This is a genomic window from Bacteroides sp. AM41-16 (assembly GCF_003603495.1).
In the GTDB taxonomy this organism is placed as follows: domain Bacteria; phylum Bacteroidota; class Bacteroidia; order Bacteroidales; family Bacteroidaceae; genus Bacteroides; species Bacteroides uniformis.
Genome location: NZ_QTNE01000013.1, coordinates 53,837 through 77,982 on the forward strand (window position 1 = coordinate 53,837; position 24,146 = coordinate 77,982).

At 47.9% G+C, this 24,146-nt stretch carries 15 protein-coding genes; 9 read left to right on the top strand and 6 right to left on the bottom strand.

The window, feature by feature from the left end; genetic code table 11:
- The first annotated feature begins 102 nt into the window (after positions 1–102).
- From infB to DW896_RS12575, 7 genes are all read left to right on the top strand, one after another.
- On the top strand, positions 103–3,150 hold the full coding sequence (gene infB / locus DW896_RS12545; protein WP_008661990.1) for a translation initiation factor IF-2: 3,048 nt from the start codon (positions 103–105) through the stop codon (positions 3,148–3,150).
- Positions 3,151–3,303: 153 nt separating this feature from the next.
- The gene (locus DW896_RS12550) at positions 3,304–3,816 is read left to right on the top strand and encodes a CvpA family protein (protein ID WP_117688914.1); all 513 of its coding nucleotides are present in this window, start codon (positions 3,304–3,306) and stop codon (positions 3,814–3,816) included.
- A gap of 48 nt (positions 3,817–3,864) precedes the next feature.
- The gene (sufB, locus tag DW896_RS12555) at positions 3,865–5,319 is read left to right on the top strand and encodes a Fe-S cluster assembly protein SufB (RefSeq protein ID WP_005824359.1); all 1,455 of its coding nucleotides are present in this window, start codon (positions 3,865–3,867) and stop codon (positions 5,317–5,319) included.
- A gap of 44 nt (positions 5,320–5,363) precedes the next feature.
- Positions 5,364–6,119, top strand: a complete 756-nt coding sequence (gene sufC, locus DW896_RS12560; RefSeq protein WP_005824362.1) for a Fe-S cluster assembly ATPase SufC — start codon at positions 5,364–5,366, stop codon at positions 6,117–6,119.
- A gap of 17 nt (positions 6,120–6,136) precedes the next feature.
- The gene (gene sufD / locus DW896_RS12565; protein WP_009037370.1) at positions 6,137–7,480 is read left to right on the top strand and encodes a Fe-S cluster assembly protein SufD; all 1,344 of its coding nucleotides are present in this window, start codon (positions 6,137–6,139) and stop codon (positions 7,478–7,480) included.
- A 67-nt stretch (positions 7,481–7,547) separates the two neighbouring features.
- Complete coding sequence (locus DW896_RS12570) at positions 7,548–8,768, top strand: cysteine desulfurase (protein ID WP_050756854.1); 1,221 nt, start codon at positions 7,548–7,550, stop codon at positions 8,766–8,768.
- Between the two features lie 70 nt (positions 8,769–8,838).
- Positions 8,839–9,159: a heavy metal-binding domain-containing protein gene (locus DW896_RS12575; protein ID WP_005824368.1), complete on the top strand. Its 321-nt coding sequence runs from the start codon at positions 8,839–8,841 to the stop codon at positions 9,157–9,159.
- A 93-nt stretch (positions 9,160–9,252) separates the two neighbouring features.
- On the opposite strand, the gene DW896_RS12580 is transcribed toward DW896_RS12575, so the two are convergent.
- Entirely contained in the window at positions 9,253–11,334 is a 2,082-nt protein-coding gene (locus DW896_RS12580) for an LruC domain-containing protein (protein ID WP_055288448.1), read from the bottom strand.
- Positions 11,335–11,400: 66 nt separating this feature from the next.
- Between DW896_RS12580 and DW896_RS12585 the strand changes: the two genes are divergently transcribed.
- Positions 11,401–13,605, top strand: coding sequence for a sodium-translocating pyrophosphatase (locus DW896_RS12585; protein ID WP_009037367.1), 2,205 nt, complete (start codon positions 11,401–11,403; stop codon positions 13,603–13,605).
- On the opposite strand, the gene DW896_RS12590 is transcribed toward DW896_RS12585, so the two are convergent.
- From DW896_RS12590 to pnp, 5 genes are all read right to left on the bottom strand, one after another.
- On the bottom strand, positions 13,602–15,203 hold the full coding sequence (locus tag DW896_RS12590; RefSeq protein ID WP_009037366.1) for a SusD/RagB family nutrient-binding outer membrane lipoprotein: 1,602 nt from the start codon (positions 15,201–15,203) through the stop codon (positions 13,602–13,604). The genes DW896_RS12585 and DW896_RS12590 overlap by 4 nt on opposite strands.
- A gap of 12 nt (positions 15,204–15,215) precedes the next feature.
- Positions 15,216–18,563 carry a SusC/RagA family TonB-linked outer membrane protein gene (locus tag DW896_RS12595; protein WP_119993312.1) on the bottom strand — a complete coding sequence of 1,116 codons (3,348 nt, stop codon included), beginning with the start codon at positions 18,561–18,563 and terminating at the stop codon, positions 15,216–15,218.
- Positions 18,564–18,728: 165 nt separating this feature from the next.
- On the bottom strand, positions 18,729–19,664 hold the full coding sequence (locus tag DW896_RS12600) for a FecR family protein (RefSeq protein ID WP_005833683.1): 936 nt from the start codon (positions 19,662–19,664) through the stop codon (positions 18,729–18,731).
- Between the two features lie 96 nt (positions 19,665–19,760).
- On the bottom strand, positions 19,761–20,333 hold the full coding sequence (locus DW896_RS12605; protein ID WP_005833682.1) for an RNA polymerase sigma-70 factor: 573 nt from the start codon (positions 20,331–20,333) through the stop codon (positions 19,761–19,763).
- A 172-nt stretch (positions 20,334–20,505) separates the two neighbouring features.
- Positions 20,506–22,650: a polyribonucleotide nucleotidyltransferase gene (gene pnp / locus DW896_RS12610; protein WP_009037364.1), complete on the bottom strand. Its 2,145-nt coding sequence runs from the start codon at positions 22,648–22,650 to the stop codon at positions 20,506–20,508.
- A gap of 207 nt (positions 22,651–22,857) precedes the next feature.
- Between pnp and DW896_RS12615 the strand changes: the two genes are divergently transcribed.
- Complete coding sequence (locus DW896_RS12615; protein ID WP_005824390.1) at positions 22,858–24,009, top strand: thioredoxin-like domain-containing protein; 1,152 nt, start codon at positions 22,858–22,860, stop codon at positions 24,007–24,009.
- Positions 24,010–24,146: the final 137 nt, after the last annotated feature.

Consider the following 24,146-nt stretch of genomic DNA (forward strand, 5'->3'; position numbering starts at 1 on the left):
CTAATGTGCCAATGCAGATAGCATATCGGATGAAGTGCACACTCCTTTTTTCTCAGCCAATTAGCACATTAGCATATTGGCACATTAATTCATTAAATTAGTATGACGATAAGGTTAAACAAAGTAACAAGAGATTTAAATGTAGGGATTACGACGGCTGTCGAGTTCCTGCAAAAGAAGGGATTTACCGTTGAGGCAAATCCGAACACAAAAATTACGGATGAACAGTTCGAACTGCTCAAAAAGGAGTTTAGTACAGATAAGGACCTTAAGATAAAGTCGGAGCGTTTCAGCCAGGAACGTCAGAGCAAGGACCGCAACAAGGCGTCCGTGTCTATTGACGGCTATAGGGAAACGCAGGAGAAAGCGAAGCCCGAGGAGATTAAGACGGTTGTTCCGGAAGACGCACGTCCGAAGTTCAAGCCGGTAGGCAAGATTGATTTGGACAAACTGAACCGTAGACCTGCTCCTGCTCAGGAAAAAGAGAAAGAAGCGGAAAAAGCGGTAGAGGAGAAGAAGGTGGAGGAACCGGCAGTTGTAGAAACGCCGAAACCGGAACCTGCTCCTGCTCCCCAACCGGAACCACAGTCGCAACCGGAGGTACAGCCGGCATCTGAGCCCGAGCCGCAGCCCGTTTCGGAACCGCAGCCACAACCCGTTGTCAAGGAAGAGCCTGCTCCGGTTGTAGAGGCTCAACAAGAATCTAAAAAGGAAGAAATGATAGAAGCGCCTGCTCCCGTACCGGTGGCTGAAGAAGCACCGGTTGAAAAAGAGGGGAAAGAAGAAGGAGAAGAAATCTTCAAGATACATCAGCCTGAGTTTGTTTCGAAGATTAATGTCATCGGACAGATAGACCTGGCGGCTCTGAACCAATCCACACGCCCGAAGAAGAAATCGAAAGAGGAGAAACGCAAGGAGCGTGAAGAGAAGGAAAAGATTCGCCAGGATCAGAAGAAGCAGATGAAGGAAGCTATCATCAAGGAAATCCGCCGTGATGACAGCAAGTTGAAGGATACCGCTGCCGGCGATGCCAACGGCAAGAAGAAACGTGTCCGTATCAATAAGGAGAAAGTGGACATCAACAATGCTTCCAACTTCCAGCGTGGTGGCAACGACCGTGGACACGCTGGTGCCCAGCAAGGTCAGGGTGCCCGCCCGCAAGGTGGAAACCAGCCTGGTGGAAACAATGCCAATAATAACCGCAACCGCAATAAGGACCGCTTCAAGAAGCCGGTCATCAAGCAGGAGGTTAGCGAGGAAGATGTAGCAAAGCAGGTAAAGGAAACTTTGGCACGCCTCACTTCCAAAGGAAAGAACAAAGGTGCCAAGTATCGTAAGGAAAAACGTGACATGGCTTCCAGCCGTATGCAGGAATTGGAAGACATGGAAATGGCAGAAAGCAAGGTACTGAAGATTACGGAATTCGTGACGGCCAACGAGTTGGCAAGCATGATGGATGTTTCTGTTACTCAGGTCATCGCCACTTGTATGAGCATTGGTATGATGGTATCCATCAACCAGCGTCTGGATGCCGAGACCATCAACTTGGTGGCTGAGGAATTCGGCTTCAAGACAGAATATGTAAGCGCAGAAGTGGCGCAGGCCATCGTAGAGGAAGAGGATGATGAGGAAGATTTGGAACCTCGCGCTCCGATTGTAACGGTGATGGGTCACGTAGACCACGGTAAGACTTCATTGCTCGACTATATCCGTAAGGCGAATGTGATTGCCGGTGAAGCGGGTGGTATCACACAGCACATCGGTGCCTACCACGTGTCGCTGGACGACGGACGTAAGATTACATTCCTCGATACTCCGGGCCACGAGGCGTTTACCGCCATGCGTGCCCGTGGTGCCAAAGCTACGGATATTGCCATCATCATTGTGGCTGCTGACGACAACGTGATGCCGCAGACAAAGGAAGCCATCAACCATGCCATGGCTGCGGGTGTTCCTATTGTATTTGCAATCAATAAGATTGATAAACCGACTGCCAACCCCGACAAGATTAAGGAAGAGCTGGCTGCCATGAACTTCTTGGTGGAAGAGTGGGGCGGTAAGTATCAGTCGCAAGATATCTCTGCCAAAAAGGGTATCGGTGTACCCGAGTTGATGGAGAAAGTGCTGCTCGAAGCAGAAATGCTGGAGTTGAAAGCAAACCCGAACCGCCGTGCTACCGGTTCCATTATCGAGTCCTCATTGGATAAGGGTCGTGGCTATGTGGCTACGGTACTCGTTTCCAACGGTACCTTGAAAATGGGCGACATCGTGCTGGCGGGTACCAGCTACGGTAAGGTGAAGGCTATGTTCAATGAGCGTAACCAACGCATGCAGGAGGCTGGTCCTTCTACACCTGCCCTGATATTGGGCTTGAACGGTGCACCTGCTGCTGGCGACACGTTCCACGTAATCGAAACGGAGCAGGAAGCACGCGAGATTGCCAACAAACGCGAACAGTTGCAGCGTGAACAAGGTTTGCGTACGCAGAAGATGCTGACGCTCGACGAAGTGGGCCGCCGTCTGGCGCTGGGTGACTTCCATGAGCTGAACGTGATTGTGAAGGGTGACGTGGACGGTTCTGTGGAAGCGTTGAGCGACTCTTTAATCAAGCTGTCTACGGAGCAGGTGCAGGTAAACGTAATCCACAAGGGTGTCGGTCAGATTTCCGAATCGGATGTCTCGCTGGCTGCCGCTTCGGATGCGATTATCGTCGGTTTCCAGGTACGTCCTTCGGGTGCTGCCGCCAAGATGGCAGAGCAGGAGGGTGTGGATATCCGCAAGTACTCCGTCATCTACGATGCCATCGAAGAGGTGAAGGCTGCCATGGAAGGTATGCTGGCACCGACATTGAAGGAGCAGATAACGGCAACCATCGAGGTGCGCGAAGTGTTCAACATCACGAAGGTGGGACTGGTGGCAGGTGCCATGGTCAAGACCGGAAAGGTGAAACGCAGCGACAAGGCCCGTTTGATACGCGACGGTATCGTAATCTTTACGGGTGCCATCAATGCCCTGAAGCGCTTCAAGGACGACGTGAAGGAGGTAGGTACCAACTTCGAGTGCGGTATCAGCCTGACAAACTGCAACGACATCAAGGTGGGCGATATTATCGAATCTTACGAAGAAATAGAAGTGAAGCAAACATTATAATTGAATAATGTGCAAATATGCTAATGTGCCAATTGGCTGCGCGTACAGAAAATGCCGCAGGGCAATTGGCACATTTTGCATATTAGTTATTTGCTCATTGACCCATTAGCATATTGGTACATTAGCATATTGTCACATTGGTACATTAATTTTATGGCAATTATAGATATCATCATATTGGCTGCTTTCGGCTTGGGCGCAATCATCGGCTTCATGAAAGGTTTTGTGAAGCAATTGGCCTCTCTGCTGGGGCTGATTGTCGGTCTGCTGGCGGCAAAGGCTTTGTATGCCTCGTTGGCAGTGAAGCTGTGCCCCACGTTGACAGACTCTATGACAGTGGCGCAAGTACTGGCATTTGTCTTCATCTGGCTGGCTGTTCCTTTGCTCTTCTCCCTGGTGGCTTCTCTGCTGACCCGGGCAATGGAGGCCGTCTCGCTGGGCTGGCTCAATCATTGGTTGGGGGCTGGTCTAGGGGCTTTGAAGTACCTCCTGCTGACGAGCCTGCTGATTGGTGTCATCGAATTTATAGACGGAGACAATACGCTGATTAGCAAAACAAAAAAGAAAGAATCAGTGTTATATTATCCTATGGAAGAGTTTGCCGGGATATTCTTTCCCGCGGCAAAGGCGGTTACGGAGCAGATTGTAAACGGAGACTTTGACTGATACCGTGAACCGTGATTTTGTAATTCATAATTTGTAATTATAGAAGTGATGCAACAAGAAGAACCCAATAAATATGTAAAGGAACTCACTCAGGAGAAGTATAAGTACGGTTTCACGACCGACGTGCATACAGACATCATTGAGCGCGGGCTGAATGAAGATGTAGTGCGGCTTATCTCTGAGAAGAAGGGAGAACCGGAATGGTTGCTGGAGTTCCGCCTGAAGGCATATCGCCACTGGCTGACATTGGAGATGCCTACATGGGCACATCTCCGCATTCCCGAAATAGATTATCAGGCCATATCCTACTATGCCGACCCTACGAAGAAGAAGGAAGGACCGAAAAGCATGGATGAGGTGGACCCTGAGTTGATAAAGACTTTCAATAAGCTGGGCATTCCGCTGGAAGAGCAGATGGCGTTAAGCGGTATGGCTGTGGATGCCGTTATGGACTCGGTGTCTGTAAAGACTACCTTCAAGGAGACGCTGATGGAGAAAGGAATCATCTTCTGCTCATTCAGCGAGGCTGTACGCGAGCATCCCGACTTGGTACAGAAATATCTCGGTTCGGTGGTGCCTTATCGTGACAACTTCTTTGCGGCACTGAACTCGGCGGTGTTCTCCGACGGTTCTTTTGTCTATATCCCGAAGGGGGTACGTTGTCCGATGGAGTTGTCCACCTATTTCCGCATCAATGCCCGCAATACGGGGCAGTTCGAAAGAACCTTGATTGTGGCGGATGATGATTCGTACGTTTCTTATCTGGAAGGGTGTACGGCTCCGATGCGTGACGAGAACCAGTTGCACGCGGCCATTGTGGAAATTGTGGTGCACGACCGTGCAGAAGTGAAATACAGCACCGTGCAGAACTGGTATCCCGGTGATGCCGAGGGCCGGGGTGGTGTCTATAACTTTGTGACGAAGCGTGGCCATTGTAAAGGGGTGGACAGTAAACTGTCTTGGACACAAGTGGAAACAGGTTCGGCCATTACCTGGAAGTATCCGTCTTGCATCCTTTCCGGCGACAATTCGACAGCGGAGTTCTATAGTGTGGCAGTAACCAATAACCATCAGCAGGCAGACACGGGAACAAAGATGATTCATCTGGGCAAGAATACCCGGAGCACCATTGTGAGCAAAGGCATTTCTGCCGGAAAGAGCGAAAACTCTTACCGCGGCTTGGTGCGCGTGGCACAGAAAGCGGACAATGCTCGTAATTACAGCCAGTGCGACTCCTTGCTACTTGGTGACAAATGCGGCGCGCATACTTTCCCCTACATGGATATTCACAATGAAACGGCCATCGTGGAGCATGAGGCCACTACCAGCAAAATCAGTGAGGACCAGATATTCTACTGCAATCAGCGCGGTATTTCTACGGAAGATGCCGTGGGGCTGATTGTGAACGGTTATGCCAAAGAAGTTTTGAATAAACTTCCGATGGAGTTTGCCGTAGAAGCGCAGAAATTGCTTGCCATTTCGCTGGAAGGAAGCGTGGGGTGATTTATAAATAGTAAATTGTAAATAGTCAAATAGTAAATATAAAGATGTTAGAGATAAAAGACCTGCATGCCAGCATCAATGGCAAAGAAATATTGAAAGGCATCAACTTGACCATACGTGATGGAGAAGTACATGCACTGATGGGACAGAACGGTGCTGGTAAAAGTACGTTGAGTAATGTGTTGGTTGGCCATCCTGCTTACGAAGTGACGCGCGGCTCAATTACCTTTAATGGCAAGGACTTGCTTGCCATGAGTCCTGAGGACCGTGCACATGAAGGAATCTTTCTTTCTTTCCAGGCTCCGGTAGAGATTCCGGGCGTGTCGATGGTGAACTTCATGCGTGCGGCTGTGAATGAGCAACGCAAGTACCGCCATCTGCCTGCTTTGTCGGCCAGTGAGTTCCTGAAGCTGATGCGCGAGAAGCGTGCCATTGTGGAGTTGGACAACAAGCTGGCCAACCGTAGCGTGAACGAAGGTTTCAGCGGCGGTGAAAAGAAGCGTAACGAGATATTCCAGATGGCGATGTTGGAACCGACTTTTGCTATTTTGGACGAGACGGATTCCGGATTGGATGTGGATGCTTTGCGTATTGTGGCCGACGGTTTCAACAAACTCAAGACTGCGGAAACCAGTGCTATGGTCATTACCCACTACCAGCGGTTGTTGGACTATATCAAACCCGATACGGTACATGTACTGCTGGGTGGACGTATCGTAAAGACCGGTGGACCGGAATTGGCGAAGGAGATTGAAACACGTGGCTTCGATTGGATAAGGAAAGAAGCAGGTGAATTATAAACTCATAATCTGAAAACATGAGTGTAGAGCAACAATACATAGACCTTTTCTCCCAAACGGAGGCGATGATATGCCGGCATAGTGCCGAGGTGCTGAATGCGCCGCGTGCCGTTGCTTTTGCTGACTTTGAGCGCTTGGGCTTTCCCACCCGTAAGGAGGAGAAATACAAATATACGGATATCAGCAAGTTCTTTGAGCCGGATTATGGCTTGAACTTGAACCGGTTGGAAATTCCGGTGAACCCTTATGAAGTGTTCAAGTGCGATGTTCCCAATATGAGCACTGCTCTTTATTTTGTGGTGAACGATGCTTTTTATGGCAGGGCTTTGCCCAAGTCCCATCTGCCTGAAGGGGTTATCTTCGGCAGCCTGAAGGAGGTGGCCGGGAAACATCCCGATTTGGTGAAGAAATATTATGGCAAGTTGGCTGATACGGCAGAGGATGGGGTGACGGCGTTCAACACCGCTTTTGCACAAGACGGCGTTCTGTTTTATGTTCCTAAGAACGTGGTGGTAGAGAAACCTATTCAGCTGGTGAATATCCTGCGTGGTGACGTCAATTTTATGGTGAACCGCCGTGTGCTGATTATTCTGGAGGAGGGTGCACAAGCCCGCTTGTTGGTGTGTGATCATGCGATGGACGGCGTGAACTTCCTGGCAACGCAGGTGATAGAAATCTTTGCCGGTGAGAATGCCATTTTCGATTTTTATGAACTCGAAGAGACACACACCAGTACGGTACGTATCAGCAATATGTATGTAAAGCAGGAAGCCAATAGTAATGTATTGCTGAATGGTATGACCTTGCACAACGGAACTACACGGAATACAACCCGTGTGACGCTTGTCGGTGAACATGCGGAGCTGAATCTGTGCGGTATGGCCATTGCAGACAAGAATCAGCATGTGGACAATCATACGACAATCGACCATGCCGTGCCCAACTGTACCAGCAATGAGCTTTATAAGTATGTCCTTGACGAGCAGGCTGTAGGTGCCTTTGCCGGTCTGGTTTTAGTGCGCCCTGACGCACAGCACACCAGTTCGCAACAGACCAACCGCAATCTTTGTGCCACCCGAGATGCACATATGTACACCCAGCCTCAGCTGGAGATTTATGCAGATGACGTGAAGTGCAGTCACGGCGCTACGGTGGGGCAGCTCGATGAAAGCGCTCTCTTCTATATGCGGCAGCGTGGTATCCCGGTGCGCGAGGCGCGCCTGTTGCTGATGTTCGCTTTTGTCAACGAAGTTATCGACACCATCCGTTTGGATGCTTTGAAAGACCGTCTGCATCTGCTGGTAGAGAAGCGTTTCCGGGGGGAACTGAACAAATGCCAGGGGTGCGCCATCTGCAAGTGATAGCTTATAATTTCGATTCATTATGAACAACGATATAAATAAGAGTAGTATCTTGGCTCCCCTCCCTATGGGAGAGGGGCTGGGGGAGAGGCTTCGAGCTGATTTCCCTATCCTTTCCCGTGAGGTATATGGCAAGCCGTTGGTCTATCTGGACAACGGCGCGACTACGCAGAAACCTCGCCAGGTAGTAAATGCCATTACGGACGAATATTATTCGGTGAATGCCAATGTGCATCGCGGAGTGCACTTCCTGTCGCAGCAGGCTACAGAGCTGCACGAGGCCTCGCGTGAGACGGTGAGACGTTTCATCAATGCTCGCAGCACGAATGAGATTGTCTTCACCCGTGGTACGACGGAGAGTATCAACCTGCTTGTCTCCAGCTTTGGTGAGGAATTTATGCAGGAGGGGGATGAGGTGATTCTTTCTGTGATGGAACACCATAGCAACATTGTTCCCTGGCAGCTGCTTGCCGCCAAGCGTGGAATTACCATCAAGGTGATTCCGATGAATGACAAGGGCGAACTCTTATTGGACGAATATAGGCAGTTGTTCTCCGAACGTACCAGGATTGTCAGTGTGGCGCATGTTTCCAATGTGCTGGGTACGGTCAATCCCGTCAAGGAGATGATTGCTTTTGCCCATGAGCAGGGTGTTCCGGTGCTTGTGGACGGTGCCCAGTCCATTCCCCACATGCCGGTAGATGTGCAGGATCTGGATGCCGATTTCTTCGTTTTCTCTGCGCACAAGGTGTATGGTCCTACGGGGGTAGGGGTGCTTTATGGTAAAGAGGAGTGGCTGGATAGAATACCTCCCTATCAGGGCGGTGGAGAGATGATTCAGCATGTATCTTTTGAAAAGACTACCTTCAATGAATTGCCCTTCAAGTTTGAAGCCGGTACGCCGGATTATATCGGTACTACCGGACTTGCCAAAGCTTTGGACTACGTTTCGCTGGTTGGGATGGACAAGATTGCCGCCTATGAACACGAATTGACCCAGTATGCCATGCAACGGCTGAAAGAGATTCCCGGTATGCGTATCTTCGGCGAGGCAGAAGACAAGGGTAGTGTCATATCGTTTCTGGTAGGTGATATCCATCATTTTGATATGGGTACATTGCTCGACCGTCTTGGCATTGCCGTACGCACGGGACATCACTGTGCCCAACCATTGATGCAGCGTCTTGGCATCGAAGGAACAGTGCGTGCATCTTTCGGGCTTTACAATACCCGGGAGGAGATAGATGTGCTGGTGGCAGGTATAGTTCGTGTCAGCCGGATGTTCTGACCAAAGCAAAGCTTTGCAACCTTTCTTTCATTCCTTGCGTCTAATATGTCAACAACTAAAAAAATGAATTATGTTAGTAACAACAACCCCGACTATTGAGGGTGGACGTATCACCCGCTATTATGGCATCGTTTCCGGTGAAACGATTATCGGTGCCAATGTATTCCGCGATTTCTTTGCCAGCATCCGCGACGTGGTGGGTGGGCGAAGTGGCTCTTATGAAGAAGTGCTGCGCGAAGCTAAAGATATAGCCTTGCGCGAGATGCAAGAACATGCCCGTGCTATGGGTGCCAATGCCGTGATTGGTGTAGACTTGGACTATGAAACGGTAGGAGGCAGTGGCAGCATGTTGATGGTTACGGCATGCGGTACGGCTGTAACGGTGGAATAAGTTCGCTCTACTATATTACAACATAGGAAGATATAAGAAATGGCAACCCTGTGAATGGTTGCCATTTTCTTTATAAGGAGTATCTTTTATCGGTTATTTGTACCAATCCTTATAATCTGTTCCATTGGAATTGACCCAATCCATAAAATGTTCAAAGCTCTTGTCTATCGGGTGGGTTTCAGGAGTATTGAAGTTTGTGGCTCCACTTAGATGAATGGCAAAAGGATAGTTGCCATTGGCTACATAATAGCTTGTCGGTACAGAGGACAAATCCTCTTCGGTATGGAATAGAGCCATGTCTGCCTTTTCAGTAGGAGGATAGTTGACCAAATGCACTTCGATGCGTGATTCTTTCAATTCGTCATGTACCATGATGAATGGATTATAAGGGGGAATTCCAAGCGTTTCGTGTGATAGTGGAGTCTTGAAGGTGTTCTTTATCTTATATGTAGCGGTTTTTGTATTTCTCTCTGTTACATCGAGCGCACTTAGAAATACATTGACGGTAGCTTTGGAAAGGTCTGTATCCAGTCCTTGTCCGTTGAAAGTTGTGGGGGCTTCCAATATTTCAGTTGACATATTGCTGCGTTCTGTATTCAGTTGGTAAGCGAAACCATTTTTGAAAGTGGCACCGGACCAAAGCAACTCATAGGTGTCTTCTGTAGAAAGGGCCTGATTGGCATCATTGAAGTTCAATACGGACTGGTATTTTACAATAACATCATTCAAGTCATAGTCACCCTTTCTGGGCCAATTATCTTCGAAAGCGATGATTCCTTTGTATTCCAGACTGTATTTCTTATCCTCGTTGCCACCGTCAGGTTTGATATCAGGAATATCCGGATTGATGATGGCTTCGATGGGGTTGGACCATACGTTGAATTGTATATCATTATAGTCTTGGTCTGTCCAATCTTCAAAGGACAATACGACAAAATCATCGATGCGGAATGCGGCTGTATGTGTACGGCCGTCCCCATTCAGCTTTGTAGTAGAGTAGAAAGGCTTATTGTTTCCGCCATAGAAGCTGTCATTCAATAGGAACCATCCGATTTTTACTCCATTGGGAAATACGGTGCCTTGGTCCACTCCGTCGGGGTCTATGTAATGAAGCTTTACACTTTCACCGCCTTGTAGTCCGGAAGCCTTTTTATTATAATAATTATCCATCAGAGTGTTTGGAAAAACAATGCATTTGGGGGCTTTTTTAATTTCACTTAAAGATGCGTCTGCCCTATAGCAATAATAGCCAAAGGCGCTCGCTGCACCGCTGGTTCCTCCAATTATCCGGATGGATACTTCCGCATTGCGCCCTTCCGGATCATTGATTTCAAAATCTATGGCTTGTCGGTATTGCTTAGGGCATGTGCCTCCTTCCTTCAAGGTCGTATTGATGATTGTCAATACATCACCGGGAATTGTGATTTTGTTGTCTGTGTCTAAATAATGAGGATATCCTTTGGAGCTCCATGTTCCTAATACATGGTATCCTTTGGGTGCCTGCCATCCCTCCGCCCGTGTTTGCGGATTATCATCGGTGGAATCCCATTTGATGTCGGCAGTAATGGCATCTCCTGCAATAACTGTTTTGAAGAGGGTGGGGACCCCTATATAAGAAGTATAGATATATGCTTCGTCCCCATGGTCCGAATTGATGATTTCCTTGCCGCTATATGCACCGTTACCGTCTGTCATGCGTCTGATGACCGGTTCCAGGTCTGTGCGTTTTATAATCTGGCCATCTTTGTCAATCGTGAACGGGTCTTCAAGATAGATTTCAAAAAGTACTTTATAGCCTTCGGGGACATCATACTTTACGTTTACTTGGATGGAAGATGTCGTAGAAAAATCAAAAGAGTTGGGAGTCTTCTCATCGTCTTTTCCATTATCGGGATTGTAGACGTCATGTTCGCATCCTATGGATAGGAATGCCAGCATAATGCTGCATAATGTCAAAGCCAGCATCTTGCATGTCAGGTTAGAATAGATTGGTTTCATAATGCCTTTGTTTTTAGCTTGTTTACTTGTTGCAAAGGTACTATAAAAGTTGTAATATATATCTATATGTGCTCTGTTCTTCTCATTAAATACAAAAAATAGGTAAAAAAGGGTACTGCTTGTTGTTTTATTCGCCAGTATAAATACATGCTTGCTTGGATTTCTTTTCTTTTTCATTTGCTTATTTCGTTTCAAATCAATATTTTTAGGCTTTCGTTCAACCTTTTAATACGAATAAATGCTATGGACCAAATCCTATTCTGGCTGGTTCCAGCCGCTTCTATTATGGCACTTTGTTTTGCCTGGTATTTCCATCGTCAGATGATGAAAGAGAGTGAGGGTACGCCTCAGATGATTAAGATTGCCGCTGCTGTGCGCAAAGGTGCTATGTCTTACCTTCGCCAACAATACAAGATTGTGGGCTGGGTATTTCTGGGGCTGGTTATCCTTTTCTCCATTATGGCATACGGTTTCGGAGTGCAGAACTCCTGGGTGCCGATTGCTTTCCTTACCGGAGGATTCTTTTCCGGACTTTCCGGCTTTTTGGGTATGAAGACGGCCACCTACGCATCGGCTCGCACTGCCAATGCGGCACGCACATCGCTGAATGCCGGACTACGCGTGGCTTTCCGTAGCGGTGCGGTGATGGGACTGGTAGTGGTTGGCCTTGGCTTGCTTGATATATCTTTCTGGTATCTGTTGCTGAATGCTGTAATTCCGGAAGATGTAATGACTCCCACCCATAAACTCTGCATCATTACCACTACCATGCTGACTTTCGGTATGGGCGCTTCCACGCAGGCATTGTTTGCACGCGTAGGTGGCGGTATCTATACAAAGGCTGCCGATGTAGGTGCCGACCTTGTGGGAAAGGTGGAAGCCGGTATTCCCGAAGACGACCCGCGTAATCCTGCCACGATTGCGGATAATGTAGGCGACAATGTAGGCGACGTGGCAGGTATGGGGGCTGATTTGTACGAAAGTTATTGCGGTTCTATCCTTGCTACGGCTGCCCTCGGTGCTGCGGCTTTTATCCACTCGGGTGATACGCTGATGCAGTTCAAGGCCGTAATCGCTCCGATGCTGATTGCAGCCGTCGGAATATTGCTTTCCATTATCGGTATCTTCTCCGTGCGTACCAAAGAGAATGCGAAGATGAAGGACTTGCTGAACTCACTGGCTTTCGGTACTAATCTCAGCTCTATTTTGATAGTTGTCGCCACTTTCTTTATCCTGTGGTTGCTGAAGTTGGACAACTGGCTGTGGATTTCCTGCTCCGTGATAGTGGGTTTGATAGTAGGTATCATCATCGGGCGGTCTACGGAGTACTATACTTCCCAATCCTACCGTCCTACCCAAAAGCTGAGTGAAAGCGGAAAGACCGGTCCGGCGACAGTCATAATTTCCGGTATAGGCTTGGGAATGCTTTCTACGGCTATTCCGGTGATTGCCGTGGTGATAGGTATCATTGCTTCTTATCTCTTTGCTTCGGGCTTCGACTTCTCTAATGTGGGTCTGGGGCTCTATGGTATTGGCATTGCCGCAGTAGGTATGCTTTCTACATTGGGCATCACGCTTGCTACAGATGCTTACGGACCGATAGCTGACAACGCGGGTGGCAATGCGGAAATGTCCGGTCTGGGTGAAGAGGTGCGTAAGCGTACCGATGCGCTTGACTCCTTGGGCAATACTACAGCCGCTACGGGCAAAGGCTTTGCCATCGGTTCCGCCGCTTTGACGGGATTGGCTTTGCTGGCCTCTTATGTCGAGGAAATCCGTATCGGGCTGACCCGCCTCGGGACTACCGAACTGTCGCTTCCTCATGGCGATGCCGTGGCTCTTCAAGATGCCACTTTCTTCGACTTTATGCATCACTACGATGTGACGCTGATGAATCCGAAAGTTCTTTCCGGTATGTTTCTGGGCTCGATGATGGCATTTCTTTTCTGTGGATTGACGATGAATGCGGTAGGGCGTGCAGCGGCCCATATGGTAGACGAAGTGCGCCGCCAGTTCCGCGAAATCAAGGGAATCCTTACGGGAGAAACGGAGCCTGATTATGAGCGTTGTGTGGCAATCTCGACGAAAGGGGCGCAACGCGAGATGGTGATTCCGTCACTGATAGCTATCATTGCTCCGATTGCGACGGGACTTATTTTCGGTGTTCCCGGTGTGCTCGGCCTGCTGATTGGCGGATTGAGCAGTGGTTTCGTGCTTGCCATCTTCATGGCAAATGCCGGTGGTGCATGGGATAATGCCAAAAAGTATGTGGAAGAAGGCAACTTTGGCGGCAAAGGCAGTGAAGTCCACAAGGCTACAGTCGTGGGTGACACCGTAGGAGACCCGTTCAAGGACACATCCGGTCCGAGCTTGAATATCCTAATCAAGCTGATGAGCATGGTAGCCATTGTGATGGCAGGGCTTACGGTTGCGTGGAGTCTGTTCTAGAAAGAGTTTTTCCCCGTATCCCACCAAAGGCGGGTGGCGCCGTTATCTGCGCCACCCAGTTTTTCCGTGAGGGTGGCGTATTGTGCCGGGTCGGCAGTGGCGGCGTCCGTTGAGAACGGAAGGCGGCGGATCATGATATCCGTATCAATCACTTTTCCGGTGTTGTTTTGGACCTTGAAAAGTTTGGGGTATCCGGTACGGCGTTGCTCAGCCCATGCCTCATAACTTTCGGGCCAGCATGCCAGCCACTTCTGGGTAATAATCTTTTCGAGTTTCGTCTCTATGTCTGCATCTTCTTCCCATTTGGGGGATATGGTAATCAAGGCTTTCATGTCCTTGCCTACCTTGCCGCCTGAGACTACATCTTTATAATCGGCAGGGGTTTTGTCGCTTTCCAGATATTCGGAGGCACCGGCACAGTCCCACTGTGTAAATGAAGTACTTACCCCGTATTCATAGCATGTGCGGGGATTCTCTTTGGTATAGCCACGGAGGGCTGCTTCGGCCCTGAGCAGCCAGACTTCTGCCGCACTCATCAATACGGCTCCGGTCTTTTCGCCGATGGTACTTGTGTTGAGGGAAGAGCAAAAACTGTAAATGTTGGCGTCACCGTCTTTCATGGGTAACCCGATGGGAATGCCTAACAACTGTTTTTGATAACCTTCGAGAAGGGCGGTGTTATACCATTTCTTGCCACGCGGGTCCTCATAACCGTTGATAATGGATTCCATCGAGGCATTCATGTAGACTTCACCCCAACCGGCAACGGCACACAAAGGATTGATATAGTTCTTGCCCATTACAGCGATGGTTTCCCTTGCACCTTCCAGTACACCTTGATTGTCATTCAGTGCTTTGGTTGCTTGGTCTTTGGCAAGTGTTGCATCCACATTGGAGATGCGCATGGCAAGGCGCAAACGTAGTGAGTTGGCAAACTTTAACCACTCCTTCAAGGTCTTGCCGTTGGTCAGCATATCATACTCTTTGAATTTGTTGTTGTCACCGCCCTCGTCCAGGTATTCCCTTATCAATTGCTGCCCTTCGTCCAGGTCTGCAAAGAAGCGTGTATAGGCTTCTTGCAGTCCGTAAACCCGGGGTGTCTCACCCAGTTGATGGTAGACCAGCGGACCGTATGTATCGGCAATGCGGTGCATCAGTTCCACTTTCAAAATTTCGGTAATGCCGAGGTAGCCTTTCAAGTTGTCATTGCCATAAAAGTTCTTTTCTGCCTTCTGCACCTCCGTGTAGACATATCCGTAAGTACATTGCCATGCGGCATTGGTCCAGCCTGAGTTCAGGTTGTAGCAGGCGTTGGATTTCATGAATTTAGGAATAGGGTCCATGAAGTAGCCGGAGAACATGTCATGGTTCAGGGATTGTGTCATCTGCCATACCCAATTTAAGCCAACAGAACCTATATTGAAGTAGATACCCGACTGTATGGGTTCGAATGGAGCAGTCAGGTTCTGGAAATCTATTTCCTTTTTGTCGTCCGAGAAACCTCCCTTGATTTCGTTGTCGTTCTCAAAACCGCCGGTGCAAGCTGCAAGCAGCAATATGCTATGGCAGAAAAGGAATATGATGCACTTGTTTTTCATAAGGTATTCATTTTAAAAGGTTAATCTTAGGTTAAAGCCGATATTCCGGGTAGTAGGCATGCCAAACACGTCTACTCCTTGATTGTTGTTGCCTACGGACATTACTGCATCGGGGTCGAACGGTGCTTCCTTCTTTAAGAAACACAAGTTGCGCGCTGCCAATGATACGTCGATTCCCTTTATGAATCTACTGTTTTCCAGTATCGTTTTCGGGAAAGAATAGCTCAGTGATACTTCACGGAGTCTGATGCAGGTTGCGTCGTACATATAATATTCGGAGATGGCATTTCTGCCGCCTACTGCGCTGTAGAATGCTCTCGGGTCGTTGAACTTCTGTCCCTGGTATTCTACATATCCTCGGGCGCGGGCATCTTCGGTGACTTTGGTCACGCCGTTGGCATCCAACTCAGACTGTGTCAGTGACATGACTTCGCCGCCAAAGCGGAAATCTATCAGGAAATAGAGCTCCAGGTTCTTGTAGGTAAGTGTGTTGCTCCATCCCATGGTGAAGTCAGGATTGGCATTCCCAAGCAAATCCTTGTTTCCGGTATTTCCTAAAGGTCTTTTGCTGGTTTCATCAACCATGATGCTGCCATCCTCGTTACGGCGGAAAGCATTTCCATAAATATCCCCCAGGCTGCCTCCTTCTTTGACGCGCATCTGATAGCCTGCGTTGAAACCTTCTTCGTAGTAGGAAAATTCCGGATAGTCAGGATGCAGGGTCACTACTTTGTTCTTGTTGGCGGACATGTTGATGAGACTCTTCCACGAAAAGTTTCTGTATAGTAGCGGAGTGGCGTCTACCGTCAGCTCAAAACCCTGGTTACGTATTTTTCCGGCATTGACATACCGGTATTTATAGGTGGAGCCCGTAGGATTGTCCATTCTCAACAACTGGTTCTTGGTATTGGTCTGATACCAAGTGAAGTCTATCCCGAAGCGGTGATGGAAGAAGCGCCATTCTGTACCGAATTCGATGGAGCTGCTGATTTCCGGTTTTAGGTCACCGCGCTGTTCTACGGTATTTACATTGATACTGCCGCCTACCATGATGATGTCTACCGGATTGGTGATTCCTATCGGGAGGTCATTACCGACTTCCGCCCATGAAGCGCGCACTTTTGCAAAACTTATCCATTTGGGCAGGGAGCAGGTTTTGTTAAGAATCCAGGTAGCTCCTATGGAGGGATAGAAGAATCCGGTATTCTTGCTGTCTGTGTGGGCTAATGTGGATGACCAGTCGTTACGTGCGGTAATGTCCAAGTATAGTAGTCCTTTCCAGCCCCACTGCATGGTGGCAAATACTGATTGGAGCGTGCGTTTGCTGTCGATGCTCTGATTTACGGCTGCTTTGGAGTCCATCACTACATTGGGGACGGTAAATACATTCGGTTTGTAGAGGGAAGCAAGCCTTGAGTCTATTGTCAGTGAATTGACTTTACTCATGTTGATGCTGGCTCCCAGTGCCGTATTGAGGGAAAAGTCATCAAATTCCTTGTTGAACAAGACCATTGCGTCACCGTAGACTTGGATTTCCTGGCTGTCCGACCAGATGTAACGTCCGTTTTCCTTGTCCTCGTATTTGCCGGCGATGTTGGGAGCTGTAGTGGCATACATCTTATTGTCGAATTTATCACTGATATAATCCACATTACCCCGTACCTGCAGGTTGAAGTAGTCCGTAATGTGCAGATTGGCTCTGGCCGATGCCACAGCGCGATAACGCTTGTAGCCACTGAGCACGCGGTTTTTCAGCCAGTAGGGATTCTGTCCCCATTCACTGACGGTACCATCTCCATTCTTTTCAATCCAGTTTTGTGTCATCATATTGCGGTCGGCATTCCACGTTTCAAAGTTTTCTCTGTAAGTGCTCATGTCTACGCCACGTGGGAAACTGTACAAGCTGACCAGCGGATTCAGATAATAGCCGCCGGTAGCAGGGGAGTTCTTGACGGTTTGGGTCATTAGTGTTGCAATGCCGTCCAGTTTCAGCTTGTTGTTGAAGAGGCTGGCCGTTTCGTGTAGGTTCAGGTTATTCTTCTGTAGTTTGTTATTGTCCACAATTCCTTTAGCCGTGGTGTTGGCGTATGAGAAATAAGTTTGTACCTTTTCATTTCCGGTAGTGATGGCCAGCGAATTGAAAGTGGTGATGCCATTGCTGAAGAATTCGCCTATGTTGTCATAGTCCGTTACATTGCCTTTTGTACCCCAGCTTGCCGTACCGCCATCTTCGTTCCGGCCGTATGTATTTTGGAATTCGGGGGTACTGATGGCGTGACTTACGGTCAGGTTGGAGGAGAATGTAACGCGCTGCAGTCCGGCCTTTCCCTTTTTAGTGGTGATCAGAATGACGCCATTAGCTGCCTGCGAACCATAAAGCGCGGCGGCAGAAGAACCTTTCAGGATGTTGATGCTTTCTATGTCGTCCGGATTCAGGTTGGAAATCCCGTCACCGGCATCACGGTTCAATCCATCGTAGTTACCGCCGATTACGGTGGAGGTGGATTCTGTTGAGCTGTTCAGCATAGGAACACCGTCAATTACGTACAAGGGCTGGTTGTTGCCGCTGGCAAATGCAGAGTGTGCACCGCGAATGACGACTTTGGCAGAACCTCCTAAATTGGCGGTTTTATTGATTTGTACTCCGGCCGTCTTTCCTGCCAGTGTATTAATCATGTTCGGCTCTTTGGCACGGGTCAGCTCACTGCTGCTTATTTGTTGGGTAGAATAGGTCAATGAGGACATTTTCTTCTGGATACCCATGGCGGTTACCACTACTTGCTCCAGGGCGAGGCTCTTTTCTTCCATCCGGATGTGGAGATTATTTCTACCGTTCAGGGCAATGGTTTGCGGTTCATAACTGATGTAGGATACGACAATAGTGGCATAAGGAGGGATATTCATACTAAATTCTCCTTCGGTATTGGTGATAACACCATTGGCGGTCCCTTTTTCAAGAATGTTGGCACCGATAATCGGTTCGCCTTTGGAGTCCGTCACCTTTCCTCTTACAGTAGCCATTTCCTGCAGAGTGTCTGTCTTATCCTCAGCACTCCTGCTGTTTTTGGTTAAAACGATGTTTTTGCCTTCCATCACATACTTGATGTCTGTCCCTTTGAACATTTGGTCAAGTACTTCGGAAACAGTTTGGTTGCTTGCATTGATGTCGACGGTACGGCGTACATCGACGTTCTGTTTGTTATATACAAATAAGTATTCTGTTTGCGATTCAATTTGCTCGAGAACTTGCCCTACTCTCAGCCGGGCATTTTGAATGCTGACCCTGGCATTCTGAGAGTAGCAGTTCCCGCTGTACACCTGAAATATAACAAGCAGGAGAAGGAATAATGTGATTTTCATAGGTTTGCAATAATTGCTTAAAATCTAATTTTTTTAGATAAAAAAGCCTCATCAACAAAATTTTTCTCATATCTTTGTCACTGTGTTAAGTTAATAAATTGATTAAGGTCGATTTTTGACTGTTTCGGATCGGAAAGTATGGGGGTACTTTCCGATCTTTTTTTCTTACTCATATATAACAATTGAATCCTTTTCTTCGTTGATGCGGAACTTGAAAGGATGGTCTTTCGAGATGGTCCGCAGTATATGTTCGATGCCGTCCTGCTCTCTGAACTTGCCGGTAAAGCTGCCGTAGTTCAGCAGTTGAGGACTGGCAACGGTTATCTTTACATTATAGTATTTCTCCAGTCTACCGAGGATACCGCTGAATGGAGCGTCGTCAAAACAGTATAGTCCCTCTTTCCAGCGTAGATATTCATAGGAAGGAAGGACGGCCTTTCTACATTTTCCGTTTTCATTGAGAAATACCTCGTCTTTCTGCAACCTGGTGATTATCTGGCTGCTGTTGGCCGGATAGATATCGACGATACCTTCCACCAATGTGGTTCCGAACTCATGGCTCCCACTGTAGGCACAGACGTTGAAACTCGTTCCTACAACTTTTACCTTGTTCGTTTCTGTATGTACATAGAATGGGATATTCTTGTTTTTGGCTACTTCAAAGTAGGCCTCTCCGTCCAATTCCACATTTCGTTCGTTGCGTCCGAAGTTGGCGGCATATTTCATGGTGGACTTGGAGTTCAGCCATACGCGTGTTCCATCGGCGAGGGTAATTTGGGCCCGTTGTCCGGCAGGCACAGTGACTGTTTGCAACTGCACCTCCTTGTTATATAAAAAGTCGGAGGTGATGAAATAACCGGCAATGGCGACAATGGTGACGGCGGCTATACGGGCCGCCCAGCGGAGCATCGGCATGATGCGCACCGTTTTCTTTTCATTGTTTCCCTGCTTGTCCGAGAACAAAGAAATGTCGTATATCATGCGCTCTTTCAGGAAGATGTTCCGGTTTTCATCCGAGGCGTCTATCCAGTCGAGTATCATCTTTTCTTCTTCAACGGAAGTAATACCTTTGAAATATTTATATAATAGCTCTTGGTTCATTGTCAATAATTTATTTCTTTTCTAAAACGTGCTCTTTTTACCTTTTGTATATATAACCGGAAAGTGGGCGGTAACCCTATTCCGTAGAAGCATTTTTTAGGATATTAATATTATGAGTATGGTAACAAGATAATCTTTCAGTCTCAGCCGGAGAATCCGCAGTACTTTGGTGATGTGTGCCTCTACGGTTTTAAGTGATATGTCCAGACTATCGGCAATCTGCTTGTTTGCCAGGTTCTGGTATCGGCTCAACATGAATATCTTCCGGCTTTGCTCGGGCATTTCCTGTAAGGTCTTATTTACGATATGCTGTATTTCCGTGTTGAATATCTGGTCCGGTTCGCAGGCTTTCAAGGTGGAGATGCGTAAGTCCAGTTCGCGCAGGTTGTGGCTGCTGATGGTTTCTTCCGCTCGCAGACGCACCTGCTTGTGCTCGAGTACGTGCAGGGCTTTGTTCTTTATGATGGTCAGCAGCAGGGCATGCAGGTTACTGTTTTCTTCCCAGCGGTCTCGGTTTTCCCATAAGGCAATCATGGATTCCATCACAACGTCTTCCGCTTCTGCTTTATCCCTGAGATAAGAATAAGCAAAAGCCAGAAACTTTTCTTGGTTTTCCTGGAAAAAGCGTGAGAAAAGATTCATAGTATGTAGGCTCCTTAAACCGGACATTAATTGAGGTTCTTTATGGAATATAAGGCTTTACATAGCAAAAAAACATAATCTTTTTGGAATATGCAAGCATTATGCCTTGTTTTTTCAGAGCCATTTCTGGCAGTATTGACAAAAAGAAAGCCTGATGGGGTTCCACCAGGCTTTATATACTTAAAGAATAAGAGATTTCTTATTTCTTTTCCGGTCTTTCTTGTCTTTCCGGCCTCGGAAGCAATACTTTGCGTGACAGCTTAAATTTTCCGGTCTTCGGGTCGATGTCGAGAAGTTTTACGTCAATTTCATCACCTTCCTTGATACCGGCTTCTTCTACTGTTTCCAGACGTTTCCAGTCGATTTCGGAGATATGGAGCAAGCCGTCCTTACCCGGCAGGAATTCAACGAATGCACCGTAAGGCATAATGGAGCGTACCTTGCCTTTGTAGACTTCGCCTACTTCGGGGACAGCTACAATCCCTTTGATGATACGCATAGCATCATCGATGCTCTTCTTGTTGGTACCGGCGATTTCGATTCTACCGATGTTGTCCACTTCTTCAATAGTAATGGTAGCACCGGTTTCTTCCTGCATACCTTGGATAATCTTTCCACCAGGGCCGATGACAGCACCGATGAATTCCTTGGGAATGGTCATTGTCTCGATACGCGGAGCGTGAGGTTTCAGGTCTTCGCGAGGCTCGGCAATGCACTCGGTGATTTTGCCCAAGATATATTCGCGGCCTTCTTTAGCCTGCAGCAATGCCTTTTCGAGGATTTCGTATGACAGACCGTCCACTTTGATGTCCATCTGAGTGGCGGTGATACCGTCTTTTGTTCCGGTCACTTTGAAGTCCATGTCGCCCAAGTGGTCCTCATCACCGAGGATGTCGGACAATACGGCATATTTGTCTTCGCCTGCATTCTTAATCAATCCCATGGCGATACCTGATACCGGTTTCTTGATTTTCACACCTGCATCCATCAATGCCAGAGTTCCGGCACATACGGTAGCCATGGAAGAAGAACCGTTTGATTCGAGGATATCGGATACCACGCGTACTACATACGGATAGTTTACAGGAATCTGACCCTTCAATGCACGCCATGCCAGATGGCCGTGGCCGATTTCACGACGGCCTACACCGCGCTGTGCCTTGGCTTCGCCCGTAGAGAACGGAGGGAAGTTGTAGTGCAGAAGGAAACGTTCTTTTCCGTGTTCCAATACGTCGTCGATAATCTTCTCGTCCAACTTGGTGCCTAAAGTCACAGTAGACAAAGACTGTGTTTCGCCACGTGTAAAGATAGCGGAACCGTGAGGGCCGGGCAGGTAGCTGGTCTCACACCAGATAGGACGGATTTCGGTCGTCTTACGTCCGTCAAGGCGCTTGCCTTCGTCCAGAATGGAACGGCGCATCGCCTCTTTTTCCACATCGTGATAGTAACGGTCGATGAGGGCTGCCTTTTCTTCCAGTTCTTCTTCGGAGAACTGTGCCTTGAATTCTTCGCGGATGGCATCGAAAGCATCCATGCGTTCGTGCTTGTTCTTGTTTCCGGAAGCGGCAATGGCATAAGCCTTGTCGTAGCAAGCGTTGTGAACGGCCTTACGGAGTTCTTCGTCGTTCACTTCGTGGCAATATTCGCGTTTCACGGTAGAGCCTACTTCTTCTGCCAGTTCCATCTGTGCCTTGCACTGAATCTTAATGGCTTCGTGTGCGGCCTTCATCGCTTCCAGCAAGTCCTGCTCGGAAACCTCGTCCATTTCGCCTTCCACCATCATGATGTTTTCATAAGTGGCGCCCACCATCAAGTCCATATCGGCTTGTTCTAGTTGTTCGAAGGTAGGGTTGATGACGAATTGTCCGTTGATGCGTGCTACGCGTACTTCGGAAATAGGTCCGTTGAAGGGGATATCTGAAACTGCAAGTGCGGCAGAAGCTGCGAGTCCGGCCAGAGCGTCGGGCATATCTACGCCGTCTGCTGAGAAAAGAATGATGTTTACGTATACCTCTGCATGGAAATTATCAGGGAATAAGGGGCGGAGAGCACGGTCAACGAGGCGGCAAGTGAGGATTTCGTAGTCAGAAGCGCGTCCTTCGCGCTTTGTGAAACCGCCGGGGAAACGTCCGAATGCGGAGAATTTTTCTTTGTACTCTACCTGTAATGGCATGAAATCTGTTCCGGGAACTGCGTCCTTGGCGGCACAAACAGTAGCTAAAAGCATGGTGTTGCCCATACGAAGCATTACAGAACCGTCTGCCTGTTTTGCCAGCTTTCCCGTTTCGAGCGTGATGGTTCTGCCATCAGGAAGCTCGATCGTCTTAACAATTGGGTTAATCATAAAAAATGTTTTATATCTAATTTTCTTTCAAAATTCGTGCAAAGATACATAATTTATTCATGTAAAATGGTGGGAATGAGATAAAAAGTTTGTATTTAGTTGTTTTTTGCAGTTTTCTATATGGAAGAACGAGGGAAAATGCTTTGACTGAACTTGAAAAGAAGTATATTTGCAGGCACGTTTGCAAAACAAAACTGAAGATACGATATGAAGAAAATCTTTTTTATGGCACTTGCTGCAATAGCATTGGGTGCATGTAATTCCGAACCGAAATTCAAAGTAGAGGGTGAAGTGTCTGGTGCCGACGGCAAGATGCTTTATTTGGAAGCCTCGGCATTGGAAGGTATTGTTCCTTTGGATTCTGTAAAGCTGGAAGGGGATGGCTCTTTCCACTTCAAGCAGGTACGTCCGGTGTCTCCGGAATTTTACCGTCTGCGGGTAGACGACAAGGTTATTAATTTCTCGGTAGATTCGACGGAAACGGTTTTGGTAAAGGCACCTTATACCGATTTCGCCACTGCCTATACAGTGGAAGGTTCTCCGAATAGCTCGAAGATAAAGGACTTGACGCTGAAGCAGATGAAGCTTCAGGATAATGTGAATGCATTGCTGCAGTCGGTGCAGGCACATAAGATAGGTGCCGATGTTTTTGAGGACAGCCTTGCCTCTTTATTGAAGAACTATAAGGATGAAGTGAAAATCAGCTATATTTTTGCCGCTCCCAATACGGCTGCTGCCTATTTCGCCTTGTTCCAGAAGTTGAATAATTATTTGATTTTCGACCCTCTGAACAATAAGGAAGACATTAAGTGTTTTGCAGCCGTGGCAACCAGCCTAAACAATTATTATCCGGATGCCGACCGCTCCAAGAACCTCTACAATATTGTGATAAAGGGAATGAAGAATACCCGTACTCCGCAGCAGAAGGTGGTGGAAATCCCCGAAGAGGCAATTTCCGAAACCGGCATTATCGACATTAACCTGCGTGACATGAAGGGCAATACACGTAAGTTGAGCGAACTGAAGGGCAAGGCTGTTATTGTGGACTTCACTGTTTATCAGAGTGCCGTTTCTGCTACACATAATTATATGTTGCGCGACTTGTACGACAAGTATGCCGCCCAGGGATTGGAAATCTATCAGGTTTCTCTGGATGCAGACGAGCACTATTGGAAAACAACTGCCGACAATCTACCTTGGATTTGTGTGCGCGACGGCAATGGAATTTATTCGTCTATAGCGGCTTCTTATAATGTGAAGAATGTGCCTTCTGTGTTCCTGGTCAACAAGAACAATGAGTTGAGTGCCCGTGGAGAGAGCATTAAAGACCTGGAGGCGGCAGTGAAAGCATTGCTGTAACATGTTATAAATAAGAAGTTTTCGTTTAAATATGTTACAAAGCAGCCTTTTATGCTTGACACGCATTGTATAAAAGGCTATCTTTGCAAAGGAAAATCGGAAAGAGGGTTCCAGCATGCTGACCATGTTGGAATTCT

What these genes read in the sequence shown, in the direction of transcription:
- DW896_RS12595 (WP_119993312.1), bottom strand. Translation starts at nt 18,563, where the DNA reads ATGAAAATCACATTATTCCTTCTCCTGCTTGTTATATTTCAGGTGTAC.
- infB (WP_008661990.1), top strand. Translation starts at nt 103, where the DNA reads ATGACGATAAGGTTAAACAAAGTAACAAGAGATTTAAATGTAGGGATT.
- DW896_RS12615 (WP_005824390.1), top strand. Translation starts at nt 22,858, where the DNA reads ATGAAGAAAATCTTTTTTATGGCACTTGCTGCAATAGCATTGGGTGCA.
- DW896_RS12550 (WP_117688914.1), top strand. Translation starts at nt 3,304, where the DNA reads ATGGCAATTATAGATATCATCATATTGGCTGCTTTCGGCTTGGGCGCA.
- DW896_RS12600 (WP_005833683.1), bottom strand. Translation starts at nt 19,664, where the DNA reads ATGAACCAAGAGCTATTATATAAATATTTCAAAGGTATTACTTCCGTT.
- pnp (WP_009037364.1), bottom strand. Translation starts at nt 22,650, where the DNA reads ATGATTAACCCAATTGTTAAGACGATCGAGCTTCCTGATGGCAGAACC.
- sufB (WP_005824359.1), top strand. Translation starts at nt 3,865, where the DNA reads ATGCAACAAGAAGAACCCAATAAATATGTAAAGGAACTCACTCAGGAG.
- DW896_RS12580 (WP_055288448.1), bottom strand. Translation starts at nt 11,334, where the DNA reads ATGAAAAAGAAAAGAAATCCAAGCAAGCATGTATTTATACTGGCGAAT.
- DW896_RS12605 (WP_005833682.1), bottom strand. Translation starts at nt 20,333, where the DNA reads ATGTCCGGTTTAAGGAGCCTACATACTATGAATCTTTTCTCACGCTTT.
- DW896_RS12575 (WP_005824368.1), top strand. Translation starts at nt 8,839, where the DNA reads ATGTTAGTAACAACAACCCCGACTATTGAGGGTGGACGTATCACCCGC.
- sufD (WP_009037370.1), top strand. Translation starts at nt 6,137, where the DNA reads ATGAGTGTAGAGCAACAATACATAGACCTTTTCTCCCAAACGGAGGCG.
- DW896_RS12570 (WP_050756854.1), top strand. Translation starts at nt 7,548, where the DNA reads ATGGGAGAGGGGCTGGGGGAGAGGCTTCGAGCTGATTTCCCTATCCTT.
- DW896_RS12590 (WP_009037366.1), bottom strand. Translation starts at nt 15,203, where the DNA reads ATGAAAAACAAGTGCATCATATTCCTTTTCTGCCATAGCATATTGCTG.
- sufC (WP_005824362.1), top strand. Translation starts at nt 5,364, where the DNA reads ATGTTAGAGATAAAAGACCTGCATGCCAGCATCAATGGCAAAGAAATA.
- DW896_RS12585 (WP_009037367.1), top strand. Translation starts at nt 11,401, where the DNA reads ATGGACCAAATCCTATTCTGGCTGGTTCCAGCCGCTTCTATTATGGCA.